The sequence below is a fragment of the Hydrogenophaga sp. YM1 genome (assembly GCF_016903055.1).
GTDB classification, from domain to species: Bacteria; Pseudomonadota; Gammaproteobacteria; order Burkholderiales; family Burkholderiaceae_C; genus Hydrogenophaga; species Hydrogenophaga borbori.
Map to the genome: position 1 here is coordinate 1 of NZ_CP070223.1, position 21,222 is coordinate 21,222.

The 21,222-nt window shown below is 67.4% G+C and carries 19 protein-coding genes; 6 read left to right on the forward strand and 13 right to left on the reverse strand.

Annotation, left to right across the window (positions count from 1 at the left end; all coding sequences use genetic code 11):
• The 6 genes from dnaA (at window position 1) to JNX00_RS00030 (ending at window position 7,985) form a co-directional block, all read left to right on the forward strand.
• The gene (gene dnaA, locus JNX00_RS00005; protein WP_070399695.1) at window positions 1–1,413 is read left to right on the forward strand and encodes a chromosomal replication initiator protein DnaA; all 1,413 of its coding nucleotides are present in this window, start codon (window positions 1–3) and stop codon (window positions 1,411–1,413) included.
• A gap of 114 nt (window positions 1,414–1,527) precedes the next feature.
• Complete coding sequence (gene dnaN, locus JNX00_RS00010) at window positions 1,528–2,634, forward strand: DNA polymerase III subunit beta (protein WP_070399694.1); 1,107 nt, start codon at window positions 1,528–1,530, stop codon at window positions 2,632–2,634.
• Between the two features lie 79 nt (window positions 2,635–2,713).
• Entirely contained in the window at window positions 2,714–5,299 is a 2,586-nt protein-coding gene (gene gyrB / locus JNX00_RS00015) for a DNA topoisomerase (ATP-hydrolyzing) subunit B (protein ID WP_070399693.1), read from the forward strand.
• A gap of 31 nt (window positions 5,300–5,330) precedes the next feature.
• Complete coding sequence (locus JNX00_RS00020) at window positions 5,331–5,918, forward strand: TetR/AcrR family transcriptional regulator (protein ID WP_204743730.1); 588 nt, start codon at window positions 5,331–5,333, stop codon at window positions 5,916–5,918.
• Between the two features lie 122 nt (window positions 5,919–6,040).
• On the forward strand, window positions 6,041–7,360 hold the full coding sequence (gene soxC, locus JNX00_RS00025) for a sulfite dehydrogenase (RefSeq protein WP_239478213.1): 1,320 nt from the start codon (window positions 6,041–6,043) through the stop codon (window positions 7,358–7,360).
• On the forward strand, window positions 7,347–7,985 hold the full coding sequence (locus tag JNX00_RS00030; protein ID WP_239478214.1) for a cytochrome c: 639 nt from the start codon (window positions 7,347–7,349) through the stop codon (window positions 7,983–7,985). Before soxC ends, JNX00_RS00030 begins: the two co-directional genes overlap by 14 nt.
• Before the next feature lie 13 nt (window positions 7,986–7,998).
• On the opposite strand, the gene JNX00_RS00035 is transcribed toward JNX00_RS00030, so the two are convergent.
• The 13 genes from JNX00_RS00035 to JNX00_RS00095 form a co-directional block, all read right to left on the reverse strand.
• Window positions 7,999–8,226, reverse strand: coding sequence for an OST-HTH/LOTUS domain-containing protein (locus JNX00_RS00035; protein WP_239478215.1), 228 nt, complete (start codon window positions 8,224–8,226; stop codon window positions 7,999–8,001).
• An 80-nt stretch (window positions 8,227–8,306) separates the two neighbouring features.
• On the reverse strand, window positions 8,307–9,890 hold the full coding sequence (locus tag JNX00_RS00040; protein WP_204743731.1) for a D-aminoacylase: 1,584 nt from the start codon (window positions 9,888–9,890) through the stop codon (window positions 8,307–8,309).
• A gap of 46 nt (window positions 9,891–9,936) precedes the next feature.
• A complete protein-coding gene (locus JNX00_RS00045) occupies window positions 9,937–10,935 on the reverse strand; it encodes a LacI family DNA-binding transcriptional regulator (protein ID WP_204743732.1) in 999 nt (332 codons plus the stop codon).
• 12 nt (window positions 10,936–10,947) lie between these two features.
• Entirely contained in the window at window positions 10,948–11,649 is a 702-nt protein-coding gene (locus tag JNX00_RS00050) for an ABC transporter ATP-binding protein (RefSeq protein WP_204743733.1), read from the reverse strand.
• Window positions 11,646–12,395 carry an ABC transporter ATP-binding protein gene (locus JNX00_RS00055; RefSeq protein ID WP_204743734.1) on the reverse strand — a complete coding sequence of 250 codons (750 nt, stop codon included), beginning with the start codon at window positions 12,393–12,395 and terminating at the stop codon, window positions 11,646–11,648. Before JNX00_RS00055 ends, JNX00_RS00050 begins: the two co-directional genes overlap by 4 nt.
• Window positions 12,392–13,357 carry a branched-chain amino acid ABC transporter permease gene (locus tag JNX00_RS00060; RefSeq protein ID WP_204743735.1) on the reverse strand — a complete coding sequence of 322 codons (966 nt, stop codon included), beginning with the start codon at window positions 13,355–13,357 and terminating at the stop codon, window positions 12,392–12,394. Before JNX00_RS00060 ends, JNX00_RS00055 begins: the two co-directional genes overlap by 4 nt.
• A 4-nt stretch (window positions 13,358–13,361) precedes the next feature.
• Window positions 13,362–14,222, reverse strand: coding sequence for a branched-chain amino acid ABC transporter permease (locus JNX00_RS00065; RefSeq protein WP_204743736.1), 861 nt, complete (start codon window positions 14,220–14,222; stop codon window positions 13,362–13,364).
• A 26-nt stretch (window positions 14,223–14,248) separates the two neighbouring features.
• Window positions 14,249–15,463 carry an ABC transporter substrate-binding protein gene (locus JNX00_RS00070; protein WP_204743737.1) on the reverse strand — a complete coding sequence of 405 codons (1,215 nt, stop codon included), beginning with the start codon at window positions 15,461–15,463 and terminating at the stop codon, window positions 14,249–14,251.
• 22 nt (window positions 15,464–15,485) lie between these two features.
• Window positions 15,486–16,799: an aminotransferase class III-fold pyridoxal phosphate-dependent enzyme gene (locus tag JNX00_RS00075; RefSeq protein ID WP_239478216.1), complete on the reverse strand. Its 1,314-nt coding sequence runs from the start codon at window positions 16,797–16,799 to the stop codon at window positions 15,486–15,488.
• 219 nt (window positions 16,800–17,018) lie between these two features.
• Window positions 17,019–17,957, reverse strand: coding sequence for a DMT family transporter (locus JNX00_RS00080; RefSeq protein ID WP_239478217.1), 939 nt, complete (start codon window positions 17,955–17,957; stop codon window positions 17,019–17,021).
• Window position 17,958: 1 nt separating this feature from the next.
• Window positions 17,959–18,648, reverse strand: coding sequence for an EthD family reductase (locus JNX00_RS00085; RefSeq protein WP_204743739.1), 690 nt, complete (start codon window positions 18,646–18,648; stop codon window positions 17,959–17,961).
• A gap of 26 nt (window positions 18,649–18,674) precedes the next feature.
• Entirely contained in the window at window positions 18,675–19,385 is a 711-nt protein-coding gene (locus tag JNX00_RS00090; RefSeq protein ID WP_070399689.1) for an ABC transporter ATP-binding protein, read from the reverse strand.
• 11 nt (window positions 19,386–19,396) lie between these two features.
• Window positions 19,397–21,178 (reverse strand): branched-chain amino acid ABC transporter ATP-binding protein/permease, encoded by a 1,782-nt coding sequence (locus JNX00_RS00095; RefSeq protein WP_204743740.1) that lies wholly within the window; start codon window positions 21,176–21,178, stop codon window positions 19,397–19,399.
• Window positions 21,179–21,222 lie beyond the last annotated feature (44 nt).

The window sequence follows — 21,222 nt, forward strand, 5'->3', positions numbered from 1 at the left end:
ATGTCCGAGGGCCCCCCCCCTTCTGCCGCGCTGCGCGACGACCGTTCGCTGTGGTCGGCGTGCATCGAACGCCTGGCCCAGGAAATCCCCGAGCAGCAGTTCAACACCTGGATCCGCCCCCTGAGCGCCACCGTCGCGCCGGACGATTCCAAGGTCGTCCTGGCCGTGGGCAACCGCTTCAAGCTCGACTGGATCCGCGCCCAGTACGCCCCCCGCATCAGCGCCTTGCTGGAAAGTGTTCGAGGTGCGCCCGTCACACTTGAGTTAGCGCTCGCTCCTCGCGAAGCCCCCGCGCGGACGATGCCCGCCAACCGCCCTGTGTTCGACGCACCAGCCGATTCCGTGCTCGCCGAGATGGCCGACGTGGCCCCCCTGGAGCCCGCCAGCGCGCCCAAGACGCGGCTCAACCCCTCGCTCACCTTCGGCTCGCTGGTGGAGGGTTCGGCCAACCGCATGGCACGCGCCGCGGCCATGCACGTGGCCGGCAGCCTCGGCCAGCTGTACAACCCCCTGTTCATCTACGGCGGGGTCGGCCTGGGCAAGACCCACCTGGTGCACGCCATCGGCAATCACCTGCTGGCCGAGCGGCCCCAGGCCAAAGTTCTCTACATCCACGCCGAGCAGTTCGTCTCGGATGTGGTTAAGGCCTATCAGCGCAAGACCTTCGATGAGTTCAAGGCCCGCTACCACTCGCTGGACCTGCTGCTGATCGACGACGTGCAGTTCTTCGCCAACAAGGACCGCACCCAGGAAGAGTTCTTCAATGCCTTCGAGGCGCTGCTGGCCCGCAAGAGCCACATCGTGCTCACCAGCGACACCTACCCCAAGGGCCTGGCCGACATCACCGAGCGCCTGATCTCGCGCTTCGATTCCGGCCTGACGGTGGCCATCGAGCCGCCCGAGCTGGAAATGCGCGTGGCCATCCTGATCAACAAAGCCGCCGCCGAGGCCGCCGTGATGCCCGAGGAAGTGGCCTTCTTCGTCGCCAAGAACGTACGCTCCAACGTGCGCGAGCTCGAAGGCGCGCTGCGCAAGATCCTGGCCTATTCGCGCTTCAACCAGAAGGACATTTCCATCCAGCTGGCGCGCGACGCCCTGAAAGACCTGCTGTCCATCCAGAACCGGCAGATCAGCGTGGAAAACATCCAGAAGACGGTGGCCGACTTCTACAAGATCAAGGTCGCCGACATGTATTCCAAGAAGCGCCCGGCCAGCATTGCCCGGCCGCGCCAGATCGCCATGTTCCTGGCCAAGGAGCTCACCCAGAAGAGCCTGCCCGAGATCGGGGAACTGTTTGGCGGGCGAGACCACACCACCGTGCTGCACGCCGTGCGCAAGATCGCCGGCGAGCGCCAGCAGAACACCGAACTCAATCAGCAGCTGCATGTGCTGGAGCAGACCCTGAAAGGCTGAGCCCGCGCCAGGTGCAACCGCTGGTAAACAGCGTTCAAAAAGGGCGAGAATAGGGGGGTTTTGGCCCGCCGATCCCGCTCCGGGAGACACCTTCAAATAACGAAAGAGCCGCAGATGATCGTTTTCAAATCCTCGCAGGACAAGGTTCTGGCCGCGCTGCAGTCGGTCTCGGGCATCGTGGAGCGGCGCCACACCCTGCCCATCCTGGCCAACGTGCTGCTGCGAAAGACGGGCTCGCAGCTGCAGCTCACCACCAGCGACCTGGAAATCCAGATCCGCACCACGGCCGAGCTCGACGGCGACAGCGGCAGCTTCGCCACCACCCTGGGCGCGCGCAAGCTCATCGACATCCTGCGCACCATGCCGGGCGACCAGACCGTGAGCCTGGAGCAGACCGGCGGCAAGCTCATCCTCAAGGGCGGCAAGAGCCGCTTCACCCTGCAAAGCCTGCCGGCCGAAGACTTTCCGCTGGTGCAGGAATCGGCCAGCTTCGGCCCCGCGTTCAGCGTGCCGCAGAAGACGCTCAAGGGCCTGCTGGGCCAGGTGTCCTTTGCCATGGCGGTGCACGACATCCGCTACTACCTCAACGGCATCCTGTTCGTGGCCGAGGGCCAGCAGCTCAGCCTGGTGGCCACCGACGGCCACCGCCTGGCCTTCGCCTCCGCCACGCTGGACGTGGAAGTGCCCAAGCAGGAGGTCATCCTGCCGCGCAAGACCGTGCTGGAGCTGCAGCGCCTGCTGTCCGACAAGGACGGTGCCATCGAGATGCAGTTCGCGGCCAACCAGGCCAAGTTCAGCTTCGACGGCATGGAGTTCGTCACCAAGCTGGTCGAGGGCAAGTTCCCCGACTACAACCGCGTCATCCCCAAGAACCACAAGAACATCGTCACCCTGGGCCGCGCGCCGCTGCTGGCCAGCCTGCAGCGCACCGCCATCATGACGAGCGAGAAGTTCAAGGGCGTGCGCCTCAACGTCGAGCCCGGCACGCTGCGCGTGGCCTCGAGCAACGCCGAGCAGGAAGAGGCGGTCGACGAACTCGACATCGACTACGGTGGCGACACCATCGAGATCGGCTTCAACGTCACCTACCTGATCGACGCGCTGCAGAACATGGGCCAGGAGATGGTCCGTGTGGAGCTGGCCGACGGCAACAGCTCGGCCCTCGTCACCAACCCCGACGACAACGCCTTCAAATACGTTGTCATGCCCATGCGCATCTGAGCGCAGCGCTCCCGACCCGATATCGAGCCCGACCCGCTGAACAGCGGGTTTGGCGTTTCTAGCGATCGAGAAAGTTCCTATGTCCGACGAGTCCACGAGCCCCGAAAGCTCCAATTTCCAGCCCAAGATCGATCCGAACCAGGCCGGGGCGAGCGAGGGTTACGGCGAGGGCTCGATCCAGATCCTCGAAGGCCTGGAGGCGGTGCGCAAGCGCCCGGGCATGTACATCGGCGACACCTCCGACGGCACCGGCCTGCACCACCTGGTGTTCGAGGTGGTCGACAACTCCATCGACGAAGCGCTCGCCGGCCACTGCGACGACATCGTCGTCACCATCCACACCGACAACTCCATCAGCGTGGTCGACAACGGCCGCGGCATCCCCACCGGGGTGAAGATGGACGACAAGCACGAGCCCAAGCGCAGCGCGGCCGAGATCGCGCTGACCGAACTGCACGCCGGCGGCAAGTTCAACCAGAACAGCTACAAGGTCTCGGGCGGCCTGCACGGCGTGGGCGTGAGCTGCGTGAACGCGCTCAGCAAGTGGCTGCGCCTGACGGTGCGCCGCGAAGGCAAGGTGCACCAGCTGGAGTTCGCGCGCGGCTTCGTGCAGAACCGCATCCTGGAAGACCAGAGCGGCATCGAGATCTCGCCCATGAAGGTCACCGGCGCCACCGAGAAGCGCGGCACCGAGGTGCACTTCCTGCCCGACACCGAGATCTTCAAAGAGAACAACGACTTCCACTACGAGATCCTGAGCAAGCGCCTGCGCGAGCTCAGCTTCCTCAACAACGGCGTGCGCATCCGCCTGCACGACGAGCGCAGCGGCAAGCAGGACGACTTCTCCGGTGCGGGCGGCGTGAAGGGCTTCGTCGAGTTCATCAACAAGGGCAAGACCGTCCTGCACCCGAACATCTTCCACGCCACGGGCGACCGCCAGAGCGACCAGGGCACCAACATCGGTGTCGAGGTGGCCATGCAGTGGAACAGCGGCTACAACGAGCAGGTGCTCTGCTTCACCAACAACATCCCGCAGCGCGACGGCGGCACCCACCTGACCGGCCTGCGCGCGGCCATGACGCGCGTCATCAACAAGTACATCGAAGAAAACGAGCTGGCCAAGAAGGCCAAGGTCGAGGTCAGCGGTGACGACATGCGCGAGGGCCTGTGCTGCGTGCTCAGCGTGAAGGTGCCCGAGCCCAAGTTCAGCAGCCAGACCAAGGACAAGCTGGTCTCCAGCGAGGTGCGCGGCCCGGTGGAAGACGTGGTGGCCCGCCTGCTGACCGACTACCTGCAGGAGCGGCCGAACGACGCCAAGATCATCTGCGGCAAGATCATCGAGGCCGCGCGAGCGCGCGAAGCCGCGCGCAAGGCGCGCGAGATGACGCGCCGCAAGGGCGTGCTCGACGGCATGGGCCTGCCCGGCAAGCTCGCCGACTGCCAGGAGAAAGACCCGGCGCTGTGCGAGATCTACATCGTGGAGGGCGACTCCGCCGGCGGCTCGGCCAAGCAAGGCCGCGACCGCAAGTTCCAGGCGATCCTGCCGCTGCGCGGCAAGATCCTCAACGTGGAGAAGGCGCGCTACGAGAAGCTGCTGAGCTCCAACGAGATCCTCACGCTGATCACCGCGCTGGGCACGGGCATCGGCAAGGCCGGCAGTGCCGGCGACGGCAAGAGCGGCGCCGACGATTTTGATGTGGCCAAGCTGCGCTACCACCGCATCATCATCATGACCGACGCCGACGTCGACGGCGCCCACATCCGCACCCTGCTGCTCACCTTCTTCTACCGCCAGATGCCCGAGCTGGTGGAGCGCGGCCACATCTACATCGCGCAGCCGCCGCTGTACAAGGTAAAGAGCGGCAAGGAAGAGCTGTACCTGAAGGACGCCGCCGCGCTCGACGGCTTCCTGCTGCGCATCGCGCTGAAAGACGCCAAGGTGATGACCGGCGGCGCGTCCAACGCCACCCTCGAAGGCGCCACCCTGGAAGAGCTCGCGCGCAAGCACCAGGTGGCCGAACACGTGATCGCACGCCTGTCGGCTTTCATGGACGCCGAGGCGCTGCGCGCCGTGGCCGACGGCGTGGCCCTCGGCCTGGACGACATGGAAGCCGCGTCCGCCAGCGCGCAGGACCTGCAGACCAAGCTGCGCGAGCTCAGCACCACCGGCGTGCCCGCCACCGTGACGGCCGAGTTCGACCAGCGCACCGACAAGCCCGTGCTGCGCATCAGCCGCCGCCACCACGGCAACATCAAGAGCAGCGTCATCACGCAAGACTTCGTGCACGGCGCCGACTACGCCGCCCTGGCCGAGGCCGCCAACACCTTCCGCGGCCTGCTGGGCGACGGCGCCAAGGTCATGCGCGGCGAGGGCGACAAGCAGAAGGAAGAGCGCGTGAGCGACTTCCGCACCGCCATGCAATGGCTCATCAGCGAAGCCGAACGCACCACCGCGCGCCAGCGCTACAAGGGCCTGGGCGAGATGAACCCCGAGCAGCTCTGGGAAACCACCATGGACCCCGAAGTGCGCCGCCTGCTGCGCGTGCAGATCGACGACGCGATCGAGGCGGACCGCGTGTTCACCATGCTGATGGGCGACGAGGTGGAGCCGCGGCGCGACTTCATCGAGACCAACGCGCTGAGGGCCGGCAACATCGACGTCTGACCGGCCTTGCGATCGCCGGCACCGCCCTGCCATGGATGTGACCGACTACCCCGAGTTGCCGCAGCGGGCGCGCATCGTGAAGATCGCGGCCCAGCTGTTCGCGCAGCGCGGGTACCACGCGGTCGGCATGAGCGACATCCAGGACGCGGTGAAGCTCGGCCGCGGGGCGCTGTACCACCACATCCGCAGCAAGGAAGACCTGCTGTACGACGTCACCCGTGAGTACATCACCGAGCTGGCCGACAGCGCGCTGCGCCTCAAGGCCGAGGAAAGCGACCCGGTCGCGCGGCTGACCCGACTCGGCTCGGTCCTGGTGCACAAGGTGGCCTCGCACCAGGCCGAGCTGACGGTCTGCTTCCGGGACGTTCAGTCGCTCTCAACCGAACGCTGCAACGAGGTCATGGGCTGGCACGGCCGCTACGAACAGGTGTGGCGCGACACCATGATCGAAGGCGCGGAACAAGGCGTGTTCCGGCCCTTCGATGCCGTCGTGCTCAAGGGCGTGCTGGGCATGTACTACTACTGCTACCTCTGGATGAAGCCGCAACGGCCCGAGGGCGCACAGGCCATCGCCGAGCGCTTCAACGACCTGACGCTGCGCATGCTGCGCGCCACCTGACGCGGCGGGCCGCGGCCTGCACGGGTAAACCCCAGTGATCTTCCTTGGCGATTGCCGCGATAGTGGCTTGTACCGATCGGTCGGTTGGTAGACATCCCACAACACCCCACTGGAGACAAGCCGTGAGCAAGGAAGACCCAGGCCAGCGCTTGGTGCGGCAGGCCCAATCGGAGCTGGCGACCACGCGGTCCATCACCCACCCGCGGCAACCCGCACGGCGACAGCTGTTCGCGCAGACGGCGGCGGCCGCCGCCGGCCTGGCGGGCCTGGCCGCGGCCGGCCCGGCCCGGGCCGCGCTGCCGGTGCCGGACTCCAACCTGCGCCCGGGCACGCCGATCCCCGAGAACGAATACGGCATGCCGTCCAAGTTCGAGGCGCACGTCAAACGCCGGCGTACCGACGTGCTGGTGAACAAGCAGAACTTTTCCGACTGGAGCTTCACGCCGGTCCACCAGCAGCACGGCATCGTCACGCCCAACGGGCTGATCTACGAGCGCCACCACAACGGGGTACCGGAAATCGATCCGGAGCAGCACCGGTTCGCCATCCACGGCATGGTCCGCCAGCCGCTGGTGTTCACCATGAGCGACCTCATGCGCTACCCCTCGGTGTCGCGCTTCTACTTCATGGAATGCTCGGGCAACGGCCTGACCGACTGGCTCAAACCGGCCTCCAAGACCGTGCAGCAAACGCACGGCCTGCTCTCGTGCACGCAATGGACGGGCGTGCCGCTGTCCGTGCTGCTGGACGAGGCCGGCGTCGACCCCAAGGCCACCTGGGGCCTGGCCGAAGGCGCCGATGGCTCGGCCCACGCCCGCAGCCTGCCCATCAAAAAGCTGATGGACGACGCCCTGCTGGTGTACGCCACGGGCGGTGAAATGCTGCGCGCCGAGAACGGCTACCCGCTGCGGCTGTTCATCCCCGGCTGGGAGGGCAACGTCAGCATCAAGTGGCTGCGCCGCCTGAAGATGGGCGACAAGCCCTGGCACCTGCGCAGCGAAACCGCGCGCTACACCGACCCCATGCCCAACGGCAAATGGCGCCAGTTCAGCTTCGCCATGGAGGCCAAGTCGGTGATCACCTCGCCCTCGGGTTCGATGAAGGTGCAGCGCGGCCCGGTGGAAATCATCGGCTTCGCCTGGTCGGGCCTGGGCAAGATCCGGGCGGTGGACGTCACCGTGGACGGCGGGCGGACCTGGCGACAGGCCGAGCTGGAAGAACCGGTGCTCGACAAATGCCTGACGCGCTTTCGCCTGCGCTGGAACTGGGACGGATCGCCCGCCAAGATCGCCAGCCGCGCGGTGGATTCGACGGGCTATGTGCAACCCACCGTGGAAGACATCCAGAAGGTGCGCGCCATCACCGGCTTCGTGCAGCACCACAACGGCATCTTCCCGTGGACCATCAACACCGCCGGGGAGGTGAGCAATGCGATCGCTTAACACCCTCGTTCCCCTGGGCTGCGCCATGGCCTGCGCCTGGCTGCTGGCGGGCAGCGCGCAGGCCGCACAGCCCACACAGCCCAAGGGCCCCGGTGCACACGCCACCGCGGCGCCGACGGTCAAGGCCGCGTTCGGCCAACCCATTACCGAGGCCGAACTGGCCAGCTGGAACATCGACATCCGCACCACCGACGGCGCGGGCCTGCCGGACGGCAGCGGCACCATCGCCCAGGGACAGGCGGTGTACGACGGCAAGTGCGCGTCCTGCCACGGCGCCAAGGCCGAGGGCGGCATCATGTTCGGCACCATGGTCGGCGGCATCGGCTCCTTTACCACCGAACGCCGCCTCCTGACCCCGGGCAGCATGTACCCGTTCGCACCCGTGCTCTTCGACTACGTGCGCCGGGCCATGCCGCTCACCCAGCCGCAGTCCCTGAGCAACGACGAGGTCTACGCCGTCACCGGCTACATCCTGCACCTCAACGGCCTGCTGCCGGCCGACGCGGTGGTGAACGCCGCCACGCTCAAGGCGCTCAAGATGCCCAACCGCGACGGCTTCATCGTCGACGACCGGCCCGACACCAAGGCCGTGCGCTGCATGAAGGACTGCAAGGTTTTGAGATGAGCTATCGAGGGCCTCATCGGAGGCGCAGCTCATGGTCGCTCTCACCCTTGCGCACCTCGATCACCGAGTCCAGGGATTTCAACAATTCGGCAAAGCTCGCGAATTGATGGTCCCTGGGGTCGAATGTCGGGTCCAGGCGTTTGATCATGGGCAGCACACTGGCCTTCTTCACCCACGGCTCGCCCCTTGATTCAGCGAGCAGGTGCACGGCGCGACGCAGAAGCTCGATCGCGGGGCTCACCGTCTCTTCAGCGGCAGAGGGCGACGCCTCCTCCGGCCCCTTCGAGCATGAAGGTGCCCAGAGGCGCCAGCGCCGGGCGCTCAGCGCCGCAACACTTGCCCCGCGCGAACCGCCGTCCGCGAGCCGTCCTTCACCGCGAACTGGCCGTTGACCATCACGTGCAAGAGGCCTTGCGGGCTCTTGGCCATGTTTTGCACGGAGGACCGGTCCGAGATCCGATGGGCGTCGAACACCACCACGTCGGCGTGGTAGCCCTTCTGCAGGCTGCCACGCGCCTTCAGGCCCATGCGTTGCGCGGGCAACGAAGTGAGCCGGCGGATGCCCTCGCCCAGATCCATCATGTCGAGGTCGCGTGCGTAGTGGCCCAGGAAGCGCGCGGTCCAGCCGAAGGCCGTGGGTGCGAACTGCACGTCCTTCAGCGGCCCGCTCGTGTTCAGGGTAATGGCGTCCGAAATCACCGCGCAGCCGGGCTGCGACATCAGCAGGCGGATGTCCTGGTCCTCGGAAATGCGGCCGGCCCAGGTGCAGTCCGCCACGGCCTCACCTTCCTCCAGCAGAATGTCGAGGATGGCGTCGTGCGGATCCACGCCACGGCGGCGCCCGATCTCGGCGAAATCGAGCCCAATCAGTTCGCGGTTGCCTGCGGAGCGGGTCAGCACCAGTTCAGACCAGCGCTTCTGCGCCACCAGCTTCCATTGGGGAAAGGTGTTGTTCTTGAGGGCCGCTCGCTGATCAGGGTCGGCCAGGCGCTGCAGCATGGCGGGCACCCCACCCTCATAGGCCCATTTGGGAAGGATGGTGTAGAGGAAGGTCGGTCCCCACTCGTGCGGGATGACGTCGAAACCCACGTCCGCGCCACTCTGGCGCGTCCACTCGATCATCTCCAGCATGTGCTCGGCCGCGTGGGCCGGGGCGCCGGTCTTGGGCGCCAGGTGGGAGAGCTGCAAACGCGCCTGCGACAGCCGCGCCGTGGCCAGCGCCTCGCCAAGGCCCATCTCGTAGTTCCAGTCGCGGTTTCGGATGTGGCTGGCGTAGACGGCATCGAACTCCTTGGCCACCTTGGCCATTTCCACCAGTTCGCGCAGGTCCGAGTTGAAGCCGGGGTTGTATTCAAGTCCCGAGCTCACGCCGATGGCGCCTTCCTCAAGCGAGCGCCGCATGATGTTGCCCATGTACTGCAGCTCGTCGTCGGTGGCCCCCCTGGGCTCGTTGCCCACCACGTTCAGACGGACGGTGTTGTGCCCCACGTAGGCGCCCACGTTAAGGCCAGGGCGCTGCGCCTGCAACACGTCAAGGTACTCGCCGAAGGAAGACCAGGTGAAGGCCTGACCCGGCAGGCGCCCGATCATGAAGCGCTCCACCAGTTCACGCTTAAGGCACGGTGCGCAGGAAAAGCCGCAGTTGCCAATGATTTCCGTCGTCACGCCCTGCATCAGCAGGCTATAGCCGTCCGGGTCGGACAGCAGGGTGGCGTCGGAGTGCGTGTGGATGTCGATGAAGCCCGGTGCGACCGTGAGGCCGCTGCACTCCACGAGCTGGCTGGCGTCTTCGCCCAGCGCCCCGATCGCCTCGATGCGCCCATCGCGCACGCCGACGTCACGCACTTCGCCGTGCCCGCCGGAACCGTCGAACACGGTGCCGTTCTTGAAGATCACATCGAACATGGTCAGGTCCTCGCGGGGCGGAACGCCCCAATGGCTGCGCGCTGGCTCAAACCGAGCCGCGCATGATGAGTTGGCCCTTGAGCAATTGCGTGGAGGGCTGGGCGATCTCGCCATTGAGCAGCAGCTCGATCGCCTGTTGGATCATTCCTTCCACAGGCTGGCGGATGGTGGTGAGCTGGTAGGCCGCCTTGGCGGCGATGGGGTGGTCGTCAAAGCCCAAGACGCGCACGTCCTGTGGGATGCGCTTGCCCAGGCGAAAACGCAGCGCGTCCATGGCACCCGACGCGATTTCGTCGTCTGCGCAGAAGATGCCGTCGATCTCCGGATGCTGCGCCATGAGCTGTTGCACCGCCTCGAATCCCCACTCATAGGTGAATTCGCCCTCCAGGGTCGCCACCGGCGTTCGGTCCCACTCGTGCAGTTGCTGCACGAAGCCACGCAGCCGATCGGTGCTGGTGGACGCGTCCTGCCCACCGCCCATGAACGCGACGTGGCGGGCACCCGCCTTGAGCAGGCAGTCCGCCGCTGTGCGGCCGCCATCGGCGTTGTCGCAGGACACCGAATGCACGCCACCGGTGCGGGTGGTTCGGTTGAACAGCACCACGGGTATGCCCCGCGCAGCAAACTGCTGCGCCGCCGTTGACGACAGGGCGGCCGTGGTGATGATGGCTCCGCGCACGCGGTAGCGCAGCACGTCCGGCACCACATCGTCCACCGACTGGGGAGGCGCCGCGTTGAACAGCAGCACCTGAAGCTGCAGCGCCTGCAGCGCGTGCGTGATGCGCTCCAGCACCACCGGGTACCAGGGGTTGGTGATATTGGCCATGACGATGGCCACGATGTCGGACTGGCCGCTGCTGAGTCCCTGCGCCAGCGGATGGGGCGCGTAGCCCAGCTCGGCTACCGCCTTCTCGATGCGCTCGCGCACATCGGCCGCGACATAGCCCCGCCCCGATGTCCAGCGCGACACGGCCGCTTGCGACACCTGGGCAAGTTTGGCGACGTCTTTTTGCGTGACGGGAAGATTGGAGCGCGAGGCGGTCATGCGGGCGATTATTCAGTGAACGGCCAGGTGCTTTTCAAGCCGGGGAGGGTCCGCCAGGGCCTGCGCGCTGCTCATGGTGTCGACCGTCGCCCCGTCCTCCAGAAGCACGACGCGGTCGGCCACGTCCAGTGCCATGCGCAGATTCTGCTCGACCAGCACCACCGTGAGCCGCTCCTTCTTGAGCTTGTGCAGAATCTCCGCCACCGCGGTCACCATCACGGGCGCCAGCCCCTGGGACGGCTCGTCGAGCAGGAGCACCCGAGGCCCCATGGCCAGGCCGCGCGCCATCACCATGAGCTGCTGCTGCCCGCCCGAGAGCTCGCCCCCCCTGCGGCCACGGAACTCCTTAATGATGGGCAGCAGATCGAGGATGCGCTCCAGCGTGAAGGGCGAACCTTGCCGGTACCCGAGCAGGATGTTCTCTTCCACCGTGAGCAGGGAGAAGGCGTCGCGCGTTTCGGGCACCAGCGTGATGCCCAGGCGGGCGATCTCATGCGTTTCGCGGCCATTGATGTCCTGCCCATCAAAGCGCACAGCGCCCGAGGCCACGCGGTTGAGGGCCATGATGGAGCGCAGCGTGGTGGTCTTGCCCGCGCCGTTGCGCCCGAGCAGCGCTACGGTTTCGCCTTCTTCCACATGGAAGCTCACGCCATGCAAGGCCTGGCTCTTGCCGTAGAAGGTCTCGATGGCGTCGACGTGCAGCAGTGTCTTCATAGTCCAAAGTACGCGGCCTTGACGGCGGCGTCGTTCGCGATGTGCGAGGGGGAACCCGAGGCGATGACCCGGCCCCGGGCCATCACGGTCACGTCGTCGGAGATGTCCATCACCACGTTCATCTTGTGTTCGATCATGACGATGGTGTAGCGCGACTTGAGCGAGTTCACGACGTCCTTGACGCGCTCGCTTTCGCGCTGCGACAGGCCGGCGGTGGGCTCGTCGAGCAGCAGCACGCGGGGTTGCGTGGCCAGCGTCACCGCCAGCTCCAGCATGCGCTGATCGCCATAGGACACGTCGGCAGCCTTGCGCTCGGCAAAGCGCTCCAGGCCCAGGCTGGCCAGCAGGCGGCGGGCTTCGTCGGCGGACACGGGGTCGGCGCGCACCTCGCGCCAGACGCCGAAGCGACCCTGGCGCCGGGCGCGGTAGGCGGCCAGCAGCACGTTCTCGAAGAAGCTCAGCTCGCGTATGACGCTGGTGATCTGATAAGAACGGCCCACACCGCGGCGCGCGATCTCGTGCGGCTTGAGCGTCGTCACGGTTTCGCCCAACAGGCGGATCTCGCCGCCGTCGGGCTTGTAGTCCTTGGTGAGCAGATTGAACAACGTGGTCTTGCCCGCGCCGTTGGGCCCCAGGATGGTGTGCAGGCGCCCGGCCGTGAACCGGATCGACACCTCGTCAACCGCCGTCATACTGCCGAAGCGCTTGATGACGTTTACTGCCTCCAGTGCAATCTGCGCGCTCATGCCCGCCCACCCTTCCGTTGCGCCCACGCGGCGCGCAGCTGCTCGAACGCGCCCACCAGGCCCTTAGGCATGGTGAAGACCACCAGCACGATGAAGAGGCCGAACAGCAGGGCCCAGCGCGCCCACACCAGACTGAAGAGGCCCTGCAGCCAGACGAACACCGCCGCGCCGATCAACGGGCCGACCATGGAGGACAGGCCGCCGATCACGATCATGAACACCACGTTGCCTGACATGGCCAGGCTGATGGTGTCCACCGGAACGAAACGGTAGAGCAGTGCGTACAGCGCGCCGGCCAGGCCGGCGAAGGCGCCCGAGATGGCAAAGGCCGTGATCTGCGCCTGGTACACGGAGTAGCCAATCGAGGCGGTGCGGCGCGGGTTTTCCTTGGCCGACTCCAGCACCAGGCCAAGCGCGCTGCGCTTGACGCGGTTGAGCACGTAGAAGCTGGCGATGAACACCGCCGCGCACAGCGCGTAGAACACGTGGCGGTCGTCCAGGCTGATCGAACCCAGCCCCGGCAGGCCCAGCGGGGTGCGCGAGATGCCGCCCATGCCGTCTTCGCCACCGGTCACGCCCGACCAGGTGAGCACCACGTAGAACGCCATCTGGTTGAAGGCAAAGGTGAGCATCATGAAGTAGAAGCCCGTGCGGCGGATGACGATCGCGCCCATCAGCGCGGCCGACACCGCGCCGGCCACGGTGGCGATCACCAGCGTGGTGAGCGTGGAGGTGCCGTACTGCGCGAGGAAGTAGCCGCCCATGTAGGCGCCGATGCCGAAGAAGGTGGCGTGGCCGAACGAGTACAGCCCGGCTACACCGATGATGAGGTTGGCGGCCATGGCGAAGATGGCCATGACCACGATCTCGTTGGCGATGTTCACCGGCATGGTGAAGGGCGCGATGGCCAGGACAACCGCCAGGACCGCGGGCACACGCCAGCCTGAGTGTTTGATGTGCATGGCTTCAGCGCTCCCCGAACAGGCCTTGGGGCCGCACCAGCAGCACCAGAGTCATCACGACGTACAACAGCAGGGTGCTCATGGTGGGCGCCACCAGCGTGCTGAGGCTCTGCACGATGCCCAGCAGCAGGCCCGCCACCACCGAACCGTAGAGCGAGCCCAGGCCGCCCAGCACCAGCACCACGAAGGCGATCGACATCATGTCGTTGCCCGAACTGCTGTTGGCGCCCAGCAGCGGCAGCGCGATGCCTCCGGCCAGACCGGCCATGCCGGCGCCGAGTGCAAAGCCCAGCACCAGCAGGCCCTTGACGTTGATGCCCAGGCAACGCGCCATCTCGCTCTTCTCGATGCCGGCGCGGACCTGCGAGCCGATCCTGGTGCGCTCGATGAGAAACCACAACACGGCGATGCTGATCGCGCTGGCCACGGTCACGAACACCAGGTATCGGGGCAGCCGCATGAAGCCCAGGTCGAACGAGCCGCTCAGCGCGTCGGGCGGCGTCAGGCTGACGCCCGAGGTGCCCCAGATCACCACCAGGGTCTGCTCCAGCGCCAGCGCGACGCCGAACAGGAACAGCACCTGCAACAGGTAGTCGGCCTTGGCAAGCTTCTCCAGGCCGAAGCGTTGCAGCAGCGCGCCGATCAGCGCGGGCACGGCAAACGCGCAGGCCAGGGCCACGCCGAAGGGCAGGCCCAGGCCACTGAGCCCGAAGCAGACGTAGGCGCCTACCGCGAACAGAGCGCCGTGCGCGAAGTTCGGGACGTTGAGAAGCCCCTTGATGATGGACAGGCCGAAGGCCATCACCGCATACAGCATTCCGATCGCACAGCCATTGATGAGCTGCGCAGCCACAAGTGAACTCAAGAGGCTTCTCCTGTTACAGCCAGGGCTCAGGCCCGCTTGCAGTCGTTGAGTTCGGCCGGCTGCGGCTTGTTGCCCTCGTAGACGATCTCGGCGATGTCGTCGGGGCCTTTCATTTCGCCGGGGCCTTTGCAACGCGCGATGTAGTACGGACGCGTGGTCTGGTGCGTGCGGGCCTCGATCAGCGTGCTGCCATGCACGCTGTCGTAGCGCCAGCCTTCCATGGCCTTGGCCACCGCCGTGGGATCGACGCTGTTGGCCTTCTCCATTGCCAAGAACAGCGTGCGGAAGCCGTCGTAGCCGATGGCCATGGGATAGGTCGGCAGGCTTTTGAACTTCTGGGTAGCGCGCGCGACGAAGGCCTTGTTCACGGGGTTGTCGATGCCCGCGTGGTAGTTGAGGCCCAGCACCAGGCCGCTGCGCATGTCGGGCGTGAGCTCTTTGAGGTCGTCGATCTCGGCCGCCCAGGGCGCACCCACCACCAGGTCCTTGGCGCCGAAGCTGTGGAGCTGGCGCACGGCGGCCAGGAAGTCGGCACCAGCGGTGAGCAGCAGCACCACGTCGGGCTTGGCCGCAAAGGCCTTGTTGAAGTACTGCGTGAACTGGCGCTCGCCGGCGGGGTGCTTGTCGCCCGCGACGACCTCGAAGCCCAGGCTACCCGCCAGAGCCTGCGTGTATTTCAGCAGCGAGTGGCCAAAGGCGTAGTCGGCGGTGAGGGTGTAGACGCGCTTGGCCTTGGGGTACTGCTTGCGGATGTACTCCAGGGTGGCGCTGCAGGCGGTGTAGGGGTGCGCCGACCACTGGAAGGTGTAGTCGTTGCAGCGTGCGCCCGTGAACTCGTCGGATCCGCCGCCAGCGAATTGCACCACCTTGGAGCGCGCGGCCAGGTCGGCCTCCGCCAGGCCCACGGCGCTGGAAGCGTTGCCCAGGAAGTAGCGCACCCCCTCGTTTTCCACGAGTTCCGTGAGGCGGCGAACGCCTACGGCTGGCTTGCCTTCGTCATCACGCTGGAACAGGTTGATCTTGCGGCCCAGCACGGTGCCGCCGCGCTCCTCCACCACGAGTTGAGCGCCGCGCAGGATCGAGGGGCCCAGGGTGGCGTAGTTGCCGCTGAATTGAGAGATGACCGCAATGTTCAAGGGGCCCTGGGCGGACTGCGCCCAGGAGACGCCACCAATCATCGAACCGCCGGTGGCGGCCAAGGCTTTGAGGACGTCGCGACGGCTGAAGGGGGTGTTCGACATGGAAAGCTCCTTTGGATGGCACTCAGGTGGGGGAAAAGCGGGCGGCGAATCGGCGCAGGCCGGCGTCCAGCCGGCTCAGCAGGACGTCAGCGTCCTCGGCGCTGATGGTGAGCGGGGGACTGACGATCGCGGCGTGGTTGGCGGGGGCAATGCCGGCCGGATAGACGATCAGGCCTTCGGCTTGGCAGTCATCGGTGAACGCGGTGTTGGCGTTCATCGAGGACGCGGGCGCGCCACCGCGCACGGGGTCGAACAGGTCAAAGCCGAGCAGCAACCCGCGGCCGCGCACGTTGCCCATGAGTTGCGGATAGCGAACCTGCAACCTCAGCAGGCCCGAGCGCAGTTGCTCCGACCGGGCGGCCACGTTGTCGAGTACCGCATGCGATTGGAGGTAGCGCACCACGGCCAGGGCGGTGGCGGCGCTCAGCGGATTGCCGCTGAAGGTGTGCCCGAAAGGCGCACTGCGTGAGCCCGAGCGCATGGCCTCGACCAGGGTGTCGCGGTACAACACCGCCCCCATGGGCGTGTAACCACTGGTAAGGCCTTTGGCGACGGTGATCACGTCGGGCGTGACGTCGTCGTGGTCGCAAGCGAACCAGCGCCCCGTGCGCCCCATGCCGGTGATCACCTCGTCGGCAATCAGCAGCACGCCTTGGGCATCGCAGACCTCGCGCAGCATGCGCATGTAACCCGGCGGCGGCGTGAGCGCGCCGCCGGCCGCGCCCACGATGGGCTCGACGATCAACGCCGCCACGCGGTCCGCCCCGACGGAGCCGATGGCTTCGGTCCATTGGCGACGATGGTCTTCCACCACGGCGGCCTCCGCGCCGTCACCGGGACGGGGCAGGCTCGGGCCCAAGGCCAGAGGGTGCAGCAGGTTGGCGTAGTCGCTGCGGCGGGCCGTGTGGCCGGACATGGACAGTGCCCCCATCGTCATGCCGTGGTAGCTGATCTCGCGCCCCAGGAGCAGGGTCTTGGCCGGCTGCCCGCGCTCGCGCCAGTATTGGATGGACGAGCGAATGGCCAGCTCCGAGGCCTCGGACCCGCTGTTGACAAAGAAGGCGTGGGCGATGCCGGACGGGGCCAGTTCCACCAGGGCTTGCGCCAGTTCATTGGCCGGCTCGTTGCCGAATTGGGTGCGGTACGAAAAGCACAGGCGCTCGGCCTGCGCCTGGATCGCCCGGACGACTTCGGGCACGCCGTGGCCCAGGCTGACGGTCATTGCGCCGCCCGAGCCGTCCAGGTAGTCGCGACCGTCTGCGTCATAGATGTAGGCGCCGCGCGCGCCGACGGCGACGGGCAGCGGGATGGAGCGAAAGCTGAGAAGTGCGGTCATGGTGGGTAAAAAAAGGTGCGCCATTGTGAATGCGCATGCACATTGATGGCGCAAGGGGTTACCCTAATGAGCGATAAAGTTTGAAATATTTCGAATGCTTCGACCAAACCCAAGGTGTAGGCTGCCGCAATCATGCATTCGTATGCACATGCTGTGCCAACTCAGGCGGAATGCCTGAGATACAAAGCGTCGGCCAAGCCGACGCGGCGCCGACGTCGCTCAGCCCCGCCGCGCGAACCCCAGCCGCGACCCCAGGATCACGCTCGCCAGCCCCAGCGCGTGCCACCCCGTCAGCGCCTCGCCCATGAAGGCCACCGCGAAGGCCACGCCGAAGATCGGCACCCAGTAGAAGCCCATCGCCGTGCGCGCGATGCCCAGGCGCGCGATGGACAGGTTCCACACCAGGGCCGCCACGCCCGTGGCCAGCATGCCCGAGTACAGCACCAGCGACCAGGTCGTCAGCGAGGCCTGGGCCAGGTCCGACAGGCGCGCCTCGGGCGACAGGGCCGCGTGCAGCACCAGCAGCGTGGCGCCAATGACGTGCACCACCCAGCTGATCTGCAGCGCCGTGAAGGCCCGGGACAGGCGCTGCACCGCGATGCCGCCCGAGGCGAAGCACACCACCGAGGCGATGATGAGCGCGTCGCCCCAGGAGCCGCCGCCCAGCTGCGCGCCCGGCCGGTTCAGCACCACCAGGGCCACGCCGGCAAAGCCGATGGCCACGCCGGCCAGGCGGCGCGCGCCCAGGCGTTCGCGAAAGACCAGGGCCGCCAGCAGGGCCGACACCAGCGGCCCCAGCGACATGATCAGGGCGCCGTTGGTGGCGGTGCTGCGCGCCAGCCCGGCCGAGAACAGGATCTGGTTGCCATAGACCATGACCAGCGCGCAGCCCGTGAGCGCGAGCAAGGCGCGCGCGCTCAGCACGGGCAGGCGCTCGCGCCGCAGGAACAGCAGGGCCGTGAGCGCGAGCGCCGCGACGACCATGCGCACGGCCGCCACGGTCAGCACGTCGAGCGAGCCCGTGAGCGCCTTCACCACCGAGAGGTTGACGCCCCAGATGGCCATCGCGCCCAGCAGCAGGGCGTAGGCGCGCCGGCCTTCGCCGCCGCCGTTCAGGCCCGCGTGGGAGGACGCTCCGCTCGCCGCGCCGCCGGCCACGTCAGCCCACCACCATGTGGCGCTCGACCAGGAAGGTGGTGATCTCGGCGATGAACTCGCGCGCGTGCGACATCAGGGTCTGGCCTTTGGGCGAGGCAAAGGCCTGGTCCAGCGAATCGGTGTCGTCGAACCACAGCTCGACGATGCCGTCGATGGGCCAGGCCTCGCGCGACACCGGGTGGCCCTTGGGCGCCTCGCGGCCCACGATGAGGTTCTGCCGGTAGCCGCGCACGCCGGCCACGCGCTTCACCAGGTGGGCGTGCTCCTGCCGCCATTCGCGCTGGAATTCCTCGGCCGAGACGTCCTCGCGCCGGCGCAGCAGCGACATGCGCTTGAGCAGCGGGCGCCCCGCGTCCGGCGGTATCACCTCCATCTGGTCGATGGTGACGATGCGCAGGTCGCCGATGAAGCGCTGCTCGTCGGCGATGAGCGCCTGGCCGGCGTCGGTCCGCAGGGCCTCGCGCATGGCGGCTTCGCTGTCGAACCAGAGCATGGAAAAGCCGTCGAGCCGCTCCGGCCCGCGCGGGTAGCTGAAGCCGCGCTGCTGGCTGTCGACGACGGGGTTTTGTTCGTAGCGGCGCAGGCCGGGCAGCTGGGCCGCCAGGGCGCCGTGGTGCCCGCGCCAGTGGCTGCGGAAGTCCTCGTCGCTCCAGCCCGCCTGCTTCTGGATCAAACCCGATCGCACGATCATGGAACAGTCCTCCGGGTGGGGCGCGCTCAGTGCGCGCCGAGGTAGGCGGCTTTCACCTTGGGATCGTTCAACAGCTGCGCGCCCGAACCTTGCAGGGTGATGCGGCCGGTCTCGAGCACGTAGGCGCGGTCGGCCACGCCCAGCGCCTGCTTGGCCATCTGCTCGACCAGCAGGATGGTCAGGCCCGATTCGCGCAGCTGGCGGATGGCGTTGAAGATGTCCTTGATGATGAGCGGCGCCAGGCCCAGCGAGGGCTCGTCGAGCAGCAGCAGGCGCGGCTCGCTCATGAGCGCGCGCGAGATGGCGAGCATCTGCTGCTCGCCGCCCGAGAGCGTGCCCGCGAGCTGGTCCTGGCGTTCGCGCAGGCGCGGGAAGCGCCCGAACTCGCGCTCGATGGAGCGCATCACGCCGGCCTTGTCCTGGCGGCGCGCGTAGGCGCCGAGCATCAGGTTCTCGCGCACGGTCTGGTCGGGGAAAACGCCGCGCCCCTCGGGCGACAGGGCCACGCCCAGGCCCACGCGCCGGTGCGGCGCCAGGCGCGTGCAGTCGGTGTCGGCGATGCGGATGCTGCCGCCGGCGGCCGGCTCCAGGCCGGCGATGCAGCGCAGCAGGCTGCTCTTGCCCGCGCCGTTGGCGCCGATGATGGCGATCACTTCGCCGGCCTTCACTTCCAGGCTGACGCCTTTGACGGCCTGGATGGCGCCGTAGGCCACCTCGAGCTGATCGATCTTGAGCATGTGGTGTTCCCTCAGGCCGCCGACGGGGCGGCCTCGTCCTCGACGCCGAGGTAGGCCTCGATCACGCGCGGGTTGTTCTGGATCTCGGCCGGCTTGCCTTCGGCGATCTTGATGCCGTAGTCGAGCACGATGACGTGGTCGGAGATGGACATGACCAGGTCCATGTGGTGCTCCACCATCAGGATGGAGATGCCGCAGCGCGCGATCTTGAGCAGCAGCTGGCCCAGCTCGGCGGTCTCCTGCGGGTTGAGGCCGGCCGCGGGCTCGTCGAGCAGCAGCAGCTGCGGTTCGGTGGCCAGGGCGCGCGCCAGCTCCACGCGGCGCTGCAGGCCATAGGGCAGGCTGCCGGCGGGCGAATGGGCCAGGGGCAGCAGGTCCACCAGCGCCAGCAGCTGCAGCGCGCGCTCGGTGGTGCGCGCCTCTTCGCGCCGCGCCGATGGCAAGGCCAGCAGCGAGGCGAAGAAGCCGTTGCGCATGCGCGTGTGGTGGCCGAGCTTGACGTTGTCCAGCACCGAGAGCTCGGCGAACAGCCGCAGGTTCTGGAAGGTGCGGCCCATGCCCAGCTGGCAGATGGCGTGCGCGGGCCGGCCGCCGAGGTTCTGGCCCAGGAAGCAGATCGTGCCCGCGCTGGGGTCGAGCACACCCGTGACCATGTTGATCATGGTGGACTTGCCGGCGCCGTTGGGGCCGATCAGCGCGTGCACGTGGCCGCGCTGCAGGCGAAAGCTCACGTCCTGCGCGGGCTTGACGCCACCGAAGGACTTGGAGACGTTCTCGACCACCAGCAGGTCGCCCGTGGCGTCCTCCGAGGCCGGGCGGTAGGCGCGTGGCTGGCTGTCCAGCGGCGGCTCAGGCGTTTTGCGCCAGCGCGCGAACACGGCGTTCAACAGCCCCATCACGCCGCCCGGCATGGCGTACAGCGCGAACAGCAGCAGGAAACCGTAGAGGAAGTGCTGCGCGGCGGGCCAGCGCGCCAGGGCCGCGTCGATGGCGGTGAGGATCACCGTGCCCACCAGCGGCCCGTACTGGGAGCCCGCACCGCCGAACAGCACCAGCAGCAGGATGAAGATCGACAGGTGGAAGGTGATGAAGTCGGAGTTGATGTACTGGTTCTGCTGCGCCACCAGCGCGCCCGCGATGCCGCAGGTGACGGCGGCGACCACGAAGGCGATGACCTTGGCGCGGTAGACCCGCACGCCCACCGAGGACGAGGCGATCTCGTCGGCCTGCAGCGAGAGCAGGGCGCGGCCGAAGCGCCCGCCCACCAGGTTGCGCAGCAACAGGTGGGTGATGGCGCACAGCGCGACCGTGAGCCAGACCCACTGCTGCGTGCTCAGCGGGTTGTCGCCCCAGGTGAGCGGGCGGATGCCATAGACGCCCTGCGCGCCGCCGAACACCTCGGTCCACTCGCTCACGAGTTTTTCCACCACGATGCCGAAGGCCAGGGTCACCATCGCCAGGTAGGGGCCCTTCACGCGCAGCGAAGGCAGGGCGATGAGCACGCCGAACACGCCCGAGACCACGGCCGCCAGCGCCAGCGCGATCCAGGGGCTGATCTCGGTGCGCGTGGTCAGCAGGGCCACGGCGTAGGCGCCGGCCGCGAACAGGCCGGCCTGGCCCAGCGACTTCTGGCCGGCGTAGCCCACCAGCACGTTCATGCCGGCCGCGCACAGGTAGTACACACCCATCATGAACAGGATGCGCAGGTAGTAGTCGTTGTTCAGCGCGAAGCTGAGGCCGACCACCAGGGCCACGGCCAGCAGCACGCCGGCGATGTGCGGGACGCGGGTCATGGGACGACTCGGTGCGCTGTGCGCTGCGATGCGAGCCCCTTCGG